General features: G+C 66.0%; 9 protein-coding genes. 8 read left to right on the top strand and 1 reads right to left on the bottom strand.

Features of this window, described 5'->3' with window-relative positions; translation table 11 throughout:
- Positions 1-66 precede the first annotated feature (66 nt).
- The 7 genes from smc (at position 67) to gyrA (ending at position 12,627) form a co-directional block, all read left to right on the top strand.
- Positions 67-3,570 (top strand): chromosome segregation protein SMC, encoded by a 3,504-nt coding sequence (gene smc, locus G7079_RS08270; RefSeq protein WP_166056854.1) that lies wholly within the window; start codon positions 67-69, stop codon positions 3,568-3,570.
- A gap of 21 nt (positions 3,571-3,591) precedes the next feature.
- Entirely contained in the window at positions 3,592-4,308 is a 717-nt protein-coding gene (gene zipA, locus G7079_RS08265; protein WP_166056853.1) for a cell division protein ZipA, read from the top strand.
- 48 nt (positions 4,309-4,356) lie between these two features.
- Positions 4,357-6,705 carry an NAD-dependent DNA ligase LigA gene (gene ligA, locus G7079_RS08260; protein ID WP_166057885.1) on the top strand — a complete coding sequence of 783 codons (2,349 nt, stop codon included), beginning with the start codon at positions 4,357-4,359 and terminating at the stop codon, positions 6,703-6,705.
- Positions 6,702-7,727, top strand: a complete 1,026-nt coding sequence (epmA, locus tag G7079_RS08255; protein WP_166056852.1) for an EF-P lysine aminoacylase EpmA — start codon at positions 6,702-6,704, stop codon at positions 7,725-7,727. Before ligA ends, epmA begins: the two co-directional genes overlap by 4 nt.
- Before the next feature lie 137 nt (positions 7,728-7,864).
- Positions 7,865-8,626 (top strand): DUF3011 domain-containing protein, encoded by a 762-nt coding sequence (locus G7079_RS13475; protein ID WP_166056851.1) that lies wholly within the window; start codon positions 7,865-7,867, stop codon positions 8,624-8,626.
- Positions 8,627-8,697: 71 nt separating this feature from the next.
- Positions 8,698-9,774: an S-methyl-5-thioribose-1-phosphate isomerase gene (gene mtnA / locus G7079_RS08245; RefSeq protein WP_206203192.1), complete on the top strand. Its 1,077-nt coding sequence runs from the start codon at positions 8,698-8,700 to the stop codon at positions 9,772-9,774.
- A 258-nt stretch (positions 9,775-10,032) separates the two neighbouring features.
- Positions 10,033-12,627 (top strand): DNA gyrase subunit A, encoded by a 2,595-nt coding sequence (gene gyrA, locus G7079_RS08240; protein ID WP_166056849.1) that lies wholly within the window; start codon positions 10,033-10,035, stop codon positions 12,625-12,627.
- Positions 12,628-12,693: 66 nt separating this feature from the next.
- Here gyrA and G7079_RS08235 read toward each other — a convergent pair whose 3' ends face one another.
- Entirely contained in the window at positions 12,694-13,173 is a 480-nt protein-coding gene (locus G7079_RS08235) for a peroxiredoxin (protein WP_166056848.1), read from the bottom strand.
- A 100-nt stretch (positions 13,174-13,273) separates the two neighbouring features.
- Between G7079_RS08235 and G7079_RS08230 the strand changes: the two genes are divergently transcribed.
- A complete protein-coding gene (locus G7079_RS08230) occupies positions 13,274-14,182 on the top strand; it encodes a DnaJ C-terminal domain-containing protein (RefSeq protein ID WP_166056847.1) in 909 nt (302 codons plus the stop codon).
- Positions 14,183-14,184: the final 2 nt, after the last annotated feature.

The raw sequence follows: 14,184 nt of genomic DNA, 5'->3' as shown, positions 1-14,184 counted from the left end.
GGGATTTGTTTAATCTGATCTCTATTTAGCCTGCGGCCCTGCCGCAGCTTCGGTTGCCAACGCCGCATGCGCCTTTCCACCATCAAGCTGTCCGGTTTCAAGTCCTTCGTCGATCCGACCACGCTGCACCTGCCGACCAACATGACCGGCGTGGTCGGGCCGAACGGTTGCGGCAAGTCCAACATCATCGACGCCATCCGCTGGGTGATGGGCGAGTCCGCCGCCAGCCGCCTGCGCGGCGATTCGCTGACCGACGTGATCTTCTCCGGCAGCTCGGCGCGCAAGCCGGTCAGCCAGGCCACGGTCGAACTGATCTTCGACAACAGCGACCACACCATCACTGGCGAATACGCGGCGTTCAACGAGATCTCGGTCAAGCGCCAGGTCAGTCGCGATGGCCAGAGCAGCTACTACCTCAATGGCGGCAAATGCCGTCGCCGCGACATCACCGACTTGTTCCTCGGCACCGGCCTTGGCCCGCGCAGCTACTCGATCATCGAGCAGGGCATGATCAGCCAGGTCATCGATGCCAAGCCCGAGGAATTGCGCGTCTACCTGGAAGAGGCCGCCGGCATCTCCAAGTACAAGGAACGCCGCAAGGAAACCGAAACCCGCATCCGCCACACCCGCGAAAACCTCGACCGCCTCAACGACCTGCGCGAGGAAGTCGGCAAGCAGCTGCAGCATCTCGCGCGGCAAGCGAAACAGGCCGAGCAGTACACCGCGATCCAGGCCGAGCGCCGGGTCAAGGATGCCGAATGGAAGGCGCTGGAATTCCGCGCACTGGACGGCAAGCTGCAGCGCCTGCGCGAGAAACTGGCGCAGGAAGAAACCCGCCTTGAACAACTGATCGCCGAACAACGCGAAGCCGAGCGCGAGCTTGAAACCGGCCGCGTCCGCCGCGAAACCACCAGCGATGCGTTGAATGCCGCGCAGGCCGCGGTCTACCAGGTTGGCAGCACGCTGGCCCGTGTCGAGCAGCAGATTGCCCACCAACAGGAACTGTCCACCCGCCTGCAGCGCGCCCGCGAGGAAGCGCAGACCGCACTGGCCGAACTCGGCACGCATATCAGCGGCGACCAGCAGAAGCTCGATGTGCTGCGCGAATCGGTGGCCGAAGCCGAACCGAAACTCGAACAACTGCAGATCGACGACGACGAGCGGCAAAACGCCTGGCGCGATGCCGAGACGAAACTGGCCGACTGGCAGCAGCGCTGGGACGCGCACAGCCGCGCCTCCGCCGAAGCCGCGCGCGCCGGCGACGTGGAACGCACCCGTATCGAACATCTCGACAGGCAGATCCTCGACGCCGACCGTCGCCGCGAACAGCTGAGCCTGGAACGCGCCGCGCTGGACGTGATCGCGCTGGCCGATGCCTTCGAAGGCCTGCAGATCCAGCACGAGGAGCAGAAAACCTCGCTGGACACGCTGGGCGACGAGGTCGAAACCCGCAAGCAGTCGCTGGCATCGTTGCAGGAACAGCAACGCGGCCAGCAGTCGGAACTCGCCGAACTGCGCAAGCAGGCGCAGGCCGCACGCGGCCGCCTGTCTTCGCTGGAAACCCTGCAGCACGCGGCACTCGGGCAGGAGCAGGGCGCGGCCACGCAGTGGTTGCAGGCGCAAGGCCTCGACAGCGCGGCCCGCGTTGGCGAACGCATCACGGTCGAAACCGGCTGGGAAAACGCGGTGGAAGCCGCACTCGGCCAGCTGATCGAAGCGGTCATCGTCGATGCGCCGGAGCAACTGGTCGATGCATTGGGCGAGCTCGGCGAAGGCCGGCTGGCGCTGGTCTCCGCTGCGGCCGACAACGAGCAATACGCCGCGACCTCGCTCGCAGCGAAAGTGCAAGGCCCGCGCGCGATTCGTCGCCTGCTGTCGCGCCTGCACGCTGCAGAATCGCTGGCCGATGCGCGCAGCCTGCAAGCGCGACTCGGCGATGGCGAGTCCGTCATCACCCGCGCCGGCGAACGCTTGGGCGAAGGCTGGGTGCGTGTGCTGCGCTCCGGTGCCGCCAAGCAGGGCGCCTTGCTGCGCGAGAAAGAGATCCAATCGCTGCGCGCGGACATCGAGGCGCATGTCGCCCGCGAACGCGAACTGGAAAGCGACCTGACCCGGTTGCGCGACCAGATGTTGGCGGCCGAACAGCAGCGCGAGGACGCGCAGCGCGCGCTGTACCTGGCGCATCGCGGCGTCTCCGAATTGGCCGGCCAGTTGCAGAGCCAGCAGGGCAAGCTGGAGTCGGCGCGCAACCGCATCGAACGCATCGACGCCGACCTGGGCCAACTCGCAGCCACGCTGGAAAGCGGCAACGACCAGGCTCGCGAAGCACGCCAGCGCGTGGAGGACGCCATCACCGCGATGGGCGACCTCGAAACCACGCGCCAGCAGCTGGACAGCGAACGCCGCAGCCTGACCGAGGCCCGCGACACCGCCCGCAACGTCGCACGCGAATCCCGCGATACCGCGCATGCGCTGGCGCTGATCGTGGAATCGCAGCGTGCGCAGATCGTCGCGCTGGCGCAGGCGCTGGATCGCATGGGTGGCCAGCGCGGGCAGTTGGATACGCGCCTGGGCGACCTGGCCGCGCAGCTCGCCGACGGCGACGCGCCGGTCAAGGTGCTGGAAGACGAACGCCAACTCGCCCTCAGCGAGCGCGTGCGCACCGAACGCGACCTCGCCGCCGCGCGCTCCGCACTGGAAAGCGTTGATCACGAACTGCGCACGTTCGAACAGACCCGCCAGCAGCGCGATGCGCAATCGCTGGAACAGCGCGAAGCCATCGGCCAGCGCAAACTGGATCAACAGGCGCTGGCACTGAAGGCCGAGCAGTTCTCGTCCGCCGTGGTCGAAGCCGGCTTCGTGATGGACGAGGTGATCAACACCCTGGCCGAGGATGCGGACGCGTCGCAGTGGGAACGGGCCGTGGTCGAATTCGATGCCAAGCTGCGTCGCCTCGAACCCGTCAACCTGGCCGCCATCGCCGAGCATGCCGAAGCCGCGCAGCGCAAGGAGTACCTCGACGCGCAGGACGCCGACCTCACCTCCGCGCTGGATACGCTGGAAGATGCGATCCGCAAGATCGACAAGGAAACCCGCGGCCGCTTCAAGGACACCTTCGACCGGGTCAATTCCGGCGTGCAGGAGCTGTATCCGCGCCTGTTCGGCGGCGGCCATGCCTACCTGGAACTGACCGGCGAGGACATGCTGGATACCGGCGTGACCATCATGGCGCGCCCGCCGGGCAAGCGCGTGTCCAACATCTCGCTGTTGTCCGGTGGCGAGAAGGCGATGACCGCGGTGGCGCTGGTGTTCGCGATCTTCCGGCTGAATCCCGCGCCGTTCTGCCTGCTGGACGAAGTGGACGCGCCGCTCGACGAAGCCAACGTCGGCCGTTTCACCGCGATGGTCAGCGAGATGAGCGAGCAGGTACAGTTCCTGTTCGTGACCCACAACAAGGCCACGATGGAAGCCGCGCAGCAGCTCTCGGGCGTGACGATGCGCGAACCGGGCGTGTCGCGCTTGGTATCCGTCGACCTGGCCGAAGCCGCGCGTCTTGCCGGTGCGGCCTAACAACCTGAGGAGACGTAGCTGATGTCGGACACGGTCCTGTTGCGTATCGGTATCGCGGTGGCGCTGTCGCTGCTGTTCGGCGCGATCATCTTCTTCGGCCGCGGCCGCAAGTCCGGGCAGGGGCGGCGCGTGCAGCGCGAGCCCTCCGTCGGTGCCGATGGCCGCGTCGAGCCCTCGCTGGGCGAACAGCTCGCCGACAGCTGGGGCGAAGCGCCCGCACAACAGGAAGAACTGGAATTGGACGGCAGCCCCGCGCAGAGCGACCTGGGCAAGCGCGTCTCCGAGCAGTTCGACCGCATCGTCTCGCTGTATGTTGCGGCCAAGGCTGGCAACAAGTTGCGCGGCCAGGACATCGTGGTCGCGGCGGAAAAAGCCGGCCTGACCTTCGGCCACATGGACGTGTTCCACCGCATGGTCGACGGCAAGCCCGAGATGGGGCCGATCTTCAGCGTCGCCAACATCATCAAGCCGGGCAGTTTCGAGATGTCGCGCATCGCCGAGATCGAAACCCCGGCGATCGCCTTCTTCCTCACGTTGCCGGCACCAGTGGCCGCGCTCGACGCGTGGGAAACCATGGAGCCGGCCGCGCAGCGCATGGCGGATCTTCTGGATGGCGTGGTGCTGGACGAGGAGCGCAATGCGCTCGGCCGCCAGCGCATCCAGCACATCCGCGACGAACTGCGTGCCTACGACCGCCAGCATTCGGCGCCGCCGCTGAGTAAGCCGACACGTTGGTAAGCCCGCGCCCTCGCTGAGGGCTTGGGGCGAACGGTCGGGCAGGCGACAATCGCAGCCATGACCGACATTGCCACCCGCATCGCCGAACTCCGGCGCCGGATCGAAGACGCCAACCGGCGTTACCACCAGCTGGATGCGCCGGACATCACCGACGCGCAGTACGACGCATTGGTGCGCGAGCTGGAAGCGCTGGAACGCGAGCATCCGCAACTGGCCACGGCGGATTCGCCCACGCGCCGGGTCGGTGCTGCGCCATCCGGGCGTTTCGCCTCGGTCGAGCATGCGGTACCGATGCTGTCGCTGGGCAACGCCTTCAGCGACGAGGAGGTGGCCGATTTCGTCCGCCGTATCCGTGAACGGCTGGATCGCGATGACCTGGTGTTCTCCGCCGAACCCAAGCTGGATGGCCTGGCGATCAGCCTGCGCTACGAGGACGGTGCGTTCGTGCAGGGCGCGACGCGCGGCGATGGCGCCACCGGCGAGGACGTGACCGCCAACCTGCGCACGATCAAGGTGATTCCCGCGCAGCTCACGGGCGAGGGTTGGCCACGGGTGCTGGAGGTGCGCGGCGAGGTCTACATGGCGCGCGCCGACTTCGAACGCTGGAACGAACACGCCCGTTTGCACGGCAGCAAGGTGCTGGCGAATCCGCGCAACGGCGCAGCCGGCTCGTTGCGGCAGATCGATGCGCAGCAGACTGCGCAACGCCCGCTGAGCTTCTTCGCCTATGGCATCGGCCAGGTGGAGGGCGGCGCGCTGCCGCCCACGCATTCGGCCACGCTTGCGAAGTTGCGCGAGTGGGGCTTCCCGGTCAGCGACCTCGCCACCGTGGTGCATGACCTGGATGGCTTGCTGGATTATTACCAGCGCATCGGCGAGGCACGCGACGGATTGGCCTTCGACATCGACGGCGTGGTCTACAAGCTGGACGACATCGCCGGCCAGCGCGAGATGGGCTTCGTTTCACGTGCGCCACGCTGGGCCATCGCCCACAAGTTCCCGGCGCAGGAACAGGCGACGGTGCTGGAATCCATCGAGGTCAATGTCGGTCGCACCGGTGCGGTCACGCCGTGGGCATTGATGCGGCCGGTGCATGTCGGAGGCGTCACCGTCACTCGCGCCACCCTGCACAACGCGGATCACGTGGCCCGGTTGGATGTGCGCGCTGGCGACACGGTGATCGTGCGCCGCGCCGGCGACGTGATCCCGGAAGTGGTGCAGGTCGTGCTGGAACAGCGTCCACCGGGCACGCACCCATGGACGATGCCCATGCGCTGCCCGGTCTGCGATTCGGAAGTGGTGCGCGAGGAAGGCGCGGCGGTCTGGCGCTGCTCGGGTGAACTGAGTTGCCCGGCGCAGTTGGTGCAGTCCGTGTTCCATTTCGCATCGCGGCGCGCGATGGACATCGATGGATTGGGCGAGCGTTACATCGAATCGCTGGCCGAGTTCGGCGGGCTGCGCGATGTGTCGGATCTGTATCGCCTCGGCGTCGACGATCTGCTCGAAATGAAGCGGAGAGCGGATGAGCGCGACGGCTCCACCCCGGAGACCGTCAAGGCCGGCAAGGTGGCGACCAAGTGGGCGGACAACCTGATCACCGCCATCGACGCCAGCCGCGACACCACGCTGGCGCGCTTCCTGTACGCGCTCGGCATCGAGCATGTCGGCGAGAGCACGGCCAAGGCGCTGGCGCAGTGGTTCGGCAACCTCGCGCTGATCCGCCATCTACCGTGGCCGCTGTTCAAGCGCGTGCCGGACATCGGTGGCGAAGTGGCGCGTGCGATCGGGCATTTCCTCGACCAACCGGGCAACCAGCAGGTCATCGACCGCCTGCTGGAACGCGGCGTGCGCATCGGCGATACGCATGCGCCGAATCCGAAGCTGGGCGATGCGCTGGATCTGGCGGCGCTGCTGGCCGATCTGGAAATCCCCAAGGTGACTCCGGTGCGTGCGGCGCAACTCGGCATGGCCTTCGCCGACGCGCAGGCCATGCTCGACGCGCCCGCGCACAACCTGGTGACCGCCGGCCTGCCGGCCGACAGTGCCAATGCCTTGGTGGCCTGGCTGGACGACGAAGCCAATGCCGCCCTGCTGCTGCGCAGCGCACAGGCGCAGGCGGCGTTGGGCGCACGCTTGCCGGAACGCAGCGAACAGACCGCGGGGCCGATGGACGGCAAGACCGTGGTGCTGACCGGCGGGCTGTCGGCGATGAGCCGCGACGAAGCCGGCGCGAAGCTCGAAGCCCTTGGTGCCAAGGTCGCCGGCAGCGTGTCGAAGAAGACCTCGCTTGTGGTCGCCGGCGAAGCCGCCGGCAGCAAACTGGCGAAAGCGCAGGAACTCGGCATCGAGATCTGGGACGAGGCGGCGCTGCTCGCGTTCCTGGCCGAACACGCATGACCCGGTTCAACTCCGGCCCGGGCTGGCGCGATGGCCTCGATGCAGACGCGTCGTGGACGCCATCGGCCACGCGCGATGCGCTGCGCCTGCGCGCGTGGGTCAATCGCCTGGCACGCGAGTTCTTCCACGCACGCGGCGTGCTGGAAGTCGAAACGCCGGTCATGTCGATGGCCGGTAATACCGATCCGAACATCGCCTCGTTCCATCTGCAATTCTCCGGCCGCACCGATGGCGCACCGCGCACGCGCTGGTTGCGCACCTCGCCGGAATTCGCATTGAAGCGGTTGCTGGCGGCCGGCATCGGAGATTGTTACGAACTCGGCCGGGTATTCCGCGACGGCGAAGCCGGCGGCCGCCACAACCCCGAATTCACCATGCTGGAGTGGTATCGGATCGGCTGGGGATTGCACCGGTTGATCGATGAGGCCGCTGAGCTGGTACGCGCAGCGTTGTCGCTGGCCGAGCGCCATGCCGCGTTGCGGGTGGTGACGTACCGCAACCTGTATCGCGATGCGCTCGGCATCGATCCGTTCACCGCCAGTGAGGACGAATTGCGCTTGGCATTGGGCGATGTGGCGATCGACCCTGCCGGCCTGACACGCGACGATTGGCTCGACCTGCTGATGACGCATCGCTTGCAGCCTGCGTTCGCAACCAACGAACTGCTCGCGGTGATCGACTATCCGGCATCGCAATGCGCCTTGGCCAAGCTGCGCGACGATGGCGATGGCCACGCGGTCGCCGAACGCTTCGAGCTGTATCTCGGCTCTATCGAATTGGCCAATGGCTATCACGAGTTGCTGGATGCGGCGGAGCAGGGCGTGCGCTTCGCCCGCGATGGCGATGTGCGCCGCAGCAGGAACGATGATGTGCCGCCGACCGACGTGCACCTGCTGGCCGCACTCGAAGCCGGCATGCCGGGTTGCGCGGGCGTCGCGCTTGGCATGGATCGGCTGCTGATGGCGATGCTGGAAACGCCGCGCATTGCGGAGGTGCTGGCCTTCGATTTCGGACGGGCCTGAACCGGCGATTTCCACTGGCTGAATACGCGCCATCTAACATCGACGCCGATCAGGATTCTTTTCCCTTCGTTAATGCGCGCCGCCTACAGTAGGCCTTGAGTACGGCCCGCCCGGGCCGAGGGAGAGGAGCCAACATCATGCGAGCTTTCATCGTCACCGCCGTCGCCGCGCTTGCCGCATCCGCAGCTGCGCCGGCTGCCGCCCAGTACTACGGGAACAATAATTACGGTTATGGCGGCGACATCGTCCGCTGCGAATCGAACGACGGACGCACCCGTGAATGTCCAACCAATGGCGGACGGGCGATGATCGAGCGCCAGTTATCGCGCAGCGCTTGCATCGAAGGCCGTACCTGGGGCTCCCGCCGTGGCGGCATCTGGGTGTCGGATGGCTGCCGCGCCGACTTCCGCGTCACCGGTTATGGCGGTGGCTACAACGACGGCTATTACGGCAACCAAGGCAACGGTCACGGCAATGGCTACGGTTCGACCGTGCGGTGCGAATCCAATGATGGTCGTACCAATCGTTGCGCGATCAATGGCCGTGGGCGGGCGCAATTGACGCGCCAACTGTCGCGCTCGGCCTGCATCGAAGGCCGCACCTGGGGCTCGGATTCCGGCAGCGTGTGGGTGTCGCAGGGCTGTCGCGCCGAATTCACCGTCAACCGCGGCAACTACGGTGGTAACTGGGGGAATTCCGGTTATGGCTACGGCGGGCAAATATTCCGCTGCGAATCCAATGACGGCCGTACCCGTGAATGTGCGGCCAATACCCGCTCAGGAGTGCAGCTGGTGCGTCAGTTGTCGAAATCCGCCTGCATCCAGGGGCGCACCTGGGGTTATGGCCGCAATGGCATCTGGGTCTCGGATGGCTGCCGCGCGGAATTTCGCACGTACTAAGCAATCGCTCCCGCAAGGAATCATCGCCGGCGCCCATGTGGCGCCGGTTTTCTTTCGATGGAAACGCGGCGATGGCGGATAATGCACGGATGAACACGCCCATCGACTTCGACCGTTACGACCACGTCCGCCCGATCCGCTGGACGGGTGAGGCTCTGGAATTGCTGGATCAACGCAAGTTGCCCTTCGTCGTCGAGTACGTGGCCTGCCGCAGCAGCGACGATGTCGCCGCCGCGATCCATGCGCTGACCGTGCGCGGTGCGCCGGCGATCGGTATCGCCGCCGCCTGGGGCGTGGTGCTGGCGTCGCATTCCATCGACGCACCCGATGGCGCGGAAGCCGTGCACAAGCTGGAGCCGGCGATGCAGCGCCTGAACGCGGCACGGCCCACTGCGGTGAACCTGGCCTGGGCGTTGGCGCGGATGCGCCGCGTACTGGGCGAGGCCGGCCCCGACTGGCGCGATGTCATCGCACGCGAAGCGCGCGCCATCGAGACCGAAGACCTCGCCGCCAACCGCCACATGGGCGCGCTGGGCGCTGGCCTGATCGCACCCGGTAGCGGCGTGCTGACCCACTGCAATACCGGCTCGCTGGCCACGGCCGGCTTTGGCACCGCGCTAGGTGTGATCCGCGCGGGCGTGGCAGTGGGACGCATTCAGCGCGTGTTCGCTGGCGAAACCCGGCCGTGGAACCAGGGTGCGCGCTTGACCGTGTGGGAACTGCAACAGGATGGCATCGACGCCACCCTGATTGCCGATGCCGCTGCCTCGCACCTGATGAAGTCGGGGCAATTGCAGTGGGTGGTGGTTGGCGCCGACCGCATCTGCGCCAATGGCGACACCGCCAACAAGATCGGCACGTACCAACTCGCCATCGCCGTGAAGCACCATGGGTTGAAGTTCATGGTGGTGGCGCCGTCGTCCACGGTGGACATGGCGACGGCCAGCGGCGACCTGATCGAAATCGAGGAACGCGATTCCGCCGAACTGCTCGCCTTCCGTGGCGAACGCACCGTCGCCGATGGCGTGCGCGCCTGGAACCCGGTGTTCGACGTCACCCCGCACGACTTGATCGATGCCATCGTGACCGAAAAGGGCGTGGTCGAACGCCCCGATGCGGCGCGGATGCGCGCCGCGTTCCCCGCGTAATACGCCGATAGCGAAGCTGGCCATGGCGGGTGTTCGCGCAGCGGCATTTCGAGCCGCGAAGCGAATGCCCGCCATGGCCGGCTTCGCGAGCCTGAAAACAACGCGTAACTCCTTGTTTCTCCGTCGAAATCGACGGTGCGGAAACATGCCGGAAATGCTACAATTTCACGTTGCTGAAACCCCCTCGAAAAGCCCGTCGCGGAATGTCTTCCGCAGGACGTTCGCGGGCACCGAATACCGCATCGAAATGGACACCTGATGGCCGATCTCGCCAAGGAAATCATCCCCGTCAACCTGGAAGACGAGATGCGCCGCAGCTACCTCGATTACGCGATGAGCGTGATCGTGGGGCGCGCACTCCCGGATGTCCGCGATGGCCTGAAGCCGGTGCACCGCCGCGTGCTGTACGCGATGAACGAACTCGGCGCGCACAGCAACAAGCCGTACTACAAGTCCGCGCGTATCGTCGGTGACGTGATCGGTAAATACCACCCGCATGGCGACCAGTCGGTGTACGACACCCTGGTGCGCATGGCGCAGCCGTTCTCGCTGCGCTACTTGCTGGTGGACGGGCAGGGCAACTTCGGTTCGGTCGATGGCGACTCCGCCGCGGCGATGCGTTACACCGAAGCGCGCATGTCGCGCCTCACCGACCAGCTGATGGCAGACATCGACAAGGACACCGTCGATTTCCAGCCCAATTACGACGAAAAGGAACTGGAACCGACGGTCATGCCGACCCGGTTCCCGAACCTGCTGGTGAACGGTTCCGCAGGCATCGCGGTGGGCATGGCTACCAACATCCCGCCGCACAACCTCAATGAGGTGGTGAACGCGCTGCTGGCCCTGATCGACGATCCGCAAATCGACATCGACGGCCTGATGGAGCACATCCCCGGCCCGGATTTCCCCACTGCAGGCATCATCAACGGCGTGGGCGGCATCCACCTGGCCTACCGCACCGGCCGCGGCCGCGTGCGCATGCGTGCGCGTGCCGAGATCGAGGTCGCCGATAACGGCCGCGAGGCGATCGCCGTCACCGAGATCCCGTACCAGGTCAACAAGGCGCGGCTGATCGAGAAGATCGCCGAGCTGGTGAAAGAGAAGAAGCTGGAAGGCATCAGCGAGCTGCGCGACGAGTCCGACAAGGACGGCATGCGCATCTACATCGAGGTCAAGCGCGGCGAATCCGCCGAGGTCGTGCTCAACAACCTCTATTCGCAGACCCAGATGGAATCGGTGTTCGGCATCAACATGGTGGCGCTGGTCGATGGCCGCCCGAAGCTGCTGAACCTGAAGGAGATCCTGGAAGCCTTCGTCCGCCACCGCCGTGAAGTGGTGACGCGCCGCACGATCTTCGAGCTGCGCAAGGCACGCAATCGCGCGCATATCCTGGAAGGCCTGACCGTCGCGCTGGCGAACATCGACGAGATGATCGAACTGATCAAGACCTCGGCGAATCCCAACGAAGCGCGCGAACGCATGCTGGCGCGAACCTGGGAAGCCGGCTTGGTCGGCGCCTTGCTGGCGGCCTCGGGCGCGGATGCCTCGCGTCCGGAAGACCTGCCGCAGGGCGTAGGCCTGATTGACGGCTTCTACCAGCTCACCGAGACGCAAGCGCAGCAGATTCTGGAAATGCGCCTGCATCGCCTGACCGGGTTGGAGCAGGACAAGCTGACCGAGGAATACAAGGCACTGCTGGAGGAAATCCGCGGCCTGATCCGCATCCTCGAAGAACCTTCGGTGCTGCTCGACGTGATCCGCGACGAGTTGCGCAGCGTCAAGGAAGAATTCGGCGATGCACGCCGCAGCGAAATCCGTGCATCGGAAGAAGACCTCGACATCCTCGACCTGATCGCGCCGGAAGACGTGGTGGTGACGCTCTCGCACTCCGGTTATGCCAAGCGCCAGCCGGCCACCGCCTATCGCGCGCAGCGTCGTGGCGGCAAGGGCCGCAATGCGGCATCGACCAAGGACGAGGACTTCATCGACCAGTTGTGGCTGGTGAATACCCACGACACCTTGTTGACGTTCACCAGCGCCGGCCGCGTGTTCTGGCTGCCGGTGTATCAGCTGCCGGACGCCGGCCCGAACGCGCGTGGTCGCCCGATCATCAACTGGATCCCGCTGACCGAAGGCGAGAAGGTGCAGGCGGTGCTGCCGGTACGCGAGTACGAAGACGGCAAGTACGTGTTCTTCGCCACCGGCAACGGCACGGTGAAGAAGACCGCTCTGACCGAATTCGCCTACCGCCTGGCGCGCGGCAAGATCGCGATCAACCTGGACGAGGGCGATGCGCTGATCGGCGCGGCGCTGACCGATGGCGAGTGCGACATCATGCTGTTCGCCAGCAATGGCAAGGCGGTGCGCTTCGACGAAGGCAGCGTGCGTTCGATGGGCCGAACCGCCACCGGCGTGCGTGGCATGAAGCTGGCGACCGGTGAGCAGGTGCGCAGCCTGATCGTGATCGAGGGCGAGGGCGACATCCTCACCGCCAGCGAGCGCGGCTTCGGCAAACGCACCGGCGTGACGGAATTCCCGGTCAAGGGACGCGGCACCCAAGGCGTGATCGCGCTCAAGACCACCGAGCGCAATGGTCAGTTGGTCGGTGCGATCCAGCTCAGCGACCACCACGACGTGTTGCTGATTTCCGATGGCGGCACCCTGGTGCGCACGCCGGCGTCGGATATCGCCCAGGTCGGCCGCAATACCCAGGGCGTGACCCTGATGCGGCTGGCGGCGGACGAAACCTTGCAGGCGATCGAGCGGTTGGATGCCTCGCTGGACGAAGACGAGGACGGCGCCGTCGTTGTCGCGGCATCCGAACAGCCGCAGGCCTCCGATCAGGCCTGATCCTTCGGCCCTCTGAAACGAAACGGGCGGCCCATGTGGCCGCCCGTTTTCTTTTGCGTCGCCTGCTTACTGCAACTGCGACAGCACGTGTTCCGCCGACGATACGCGGAACTCGCCCGGCGCCTCGACGAAGACCTGCTTGACGATGCCGTCTTCCGCATACAGCGCGAAGCGCTTGCTGCGCGACCCCATGCCGAAGGCGCTGGCATCCATCTCCAGGCCAAGCAGGCGGGTGAACTCGCCATTGCCGTCGGACAGCATGCGCAGGCCCTGCGGCACGTGCTGGCTTTCGCCCCAGGCCTGCATCACGAACGGATCGTTGACCGCCATGCAGGCCACGCCGATGCCCTTGTTCTGGAATTCGTCGTAGTGTTCGACGAAGCCCGGCAGGTGCCGCTCCGAGCAGGTCGGGGTGAACGCGCCAGGCACCGCGAACAGCACAAGTTTGTTGCCTTCGAACAAGGTGGTGGTGTCGATCTTCTCCACGCCGTCGTGGATGTACTGCAGGATCGCTTCCGGGATGCGTTCGCCGGGTTGAATCGACATCGCGATTGCCTTATTTCTGTGGGGATTCGCGCAGTCTAAACCTTGTGCGCACGGTCATCGGATAATCTGTCAGCGCCGAAACTGGCGACGCGGAGCAAGCATGGAATTCAAGGACTACTACGGCATCCTGGGCGTTGAGCCGACAGCAGGCGATGGCGAGATCAAGACCGCCTATCGCCGACTGGCGCGCAAATACCACCCGGACGTGAGCAAGGAAGCGGGCGCCGAGGAGAAATTCAAGGCGGTCAACGAAGCCTACGAGGCGTTGCGCGATCCGGCCAAGCGCCAGGCCTATGACCAGCTGCGCGCCGGTGGTTACCGCCCCGGCGACGAAGTGCGGCCACCGCCGGGCGGGTTCCATGGAGGCCCGGGCGGGCAGCCGGATTTCGATTTCGACGAAATCTTCGCCGGCGGCGGTGCGGGCGGCGGGTTCTCGGATTTCTTCGAGGAAATGTTTGGTCGTGGCCGCGGGCGTGGCGGTGCGGGCCCGCGCCGGCCGCAACCGCCCGGCGATACGCGGGCGCGCTTCGCGGTGCCGCTGGACGCGGTCTACAACGGCGGCAGCGTGCGGGTCGCGATCAACGGCAAGACGCTGGATATCCGCGTGCCGAAGGGCATCAAGCCCGGACAGTCGATCCGCCTGGCGAAGCAGGGCAATGGCGGTGGCGACCTGCTGCTTGAGATCGAATACGCGGCGAACCCGCAGTTCGAGGTCGATGGCCGCAACGTGATCCATGTGTTGCCGGTCGCACCGTGGGAAGCGGCGCTGGGCGCGACGATCAGCGTGCCGACCCTGGGTGGCCCGGTCGACCTGAAGATCCCGGCGGATTCCGAAGTCGGCCGCAAGTTGCGCCTGCGCGGACGTGGACTGCCGAACGCCGGCGGCGCGCCGTCAGGCGACCAGATCGTCGAACTGGAAATCCTGGCGCCGAAGGCACAGACCGAAGCCCAACATGAGGCCTACGCGCGTATGCGCGACGCCTTCGGCGACGACTGGCGGCGCGGCTAGGC

Origin of the sequence: Thermomonas sp. HDW16, assembly GCF_011302915.1 — a bacterium.
In the GTDB taxonomy this organism is placed as follows: Bacteria; Pseudomonadota; Gammaproteobacteria; order Xanthomonadales; family Xanthomonadaceae; genus Thermomonas.
Note: the sequence above shows the minus strand (reverse complement) of the source record. Positions and strands in the feature narration are given on the sequence as shown.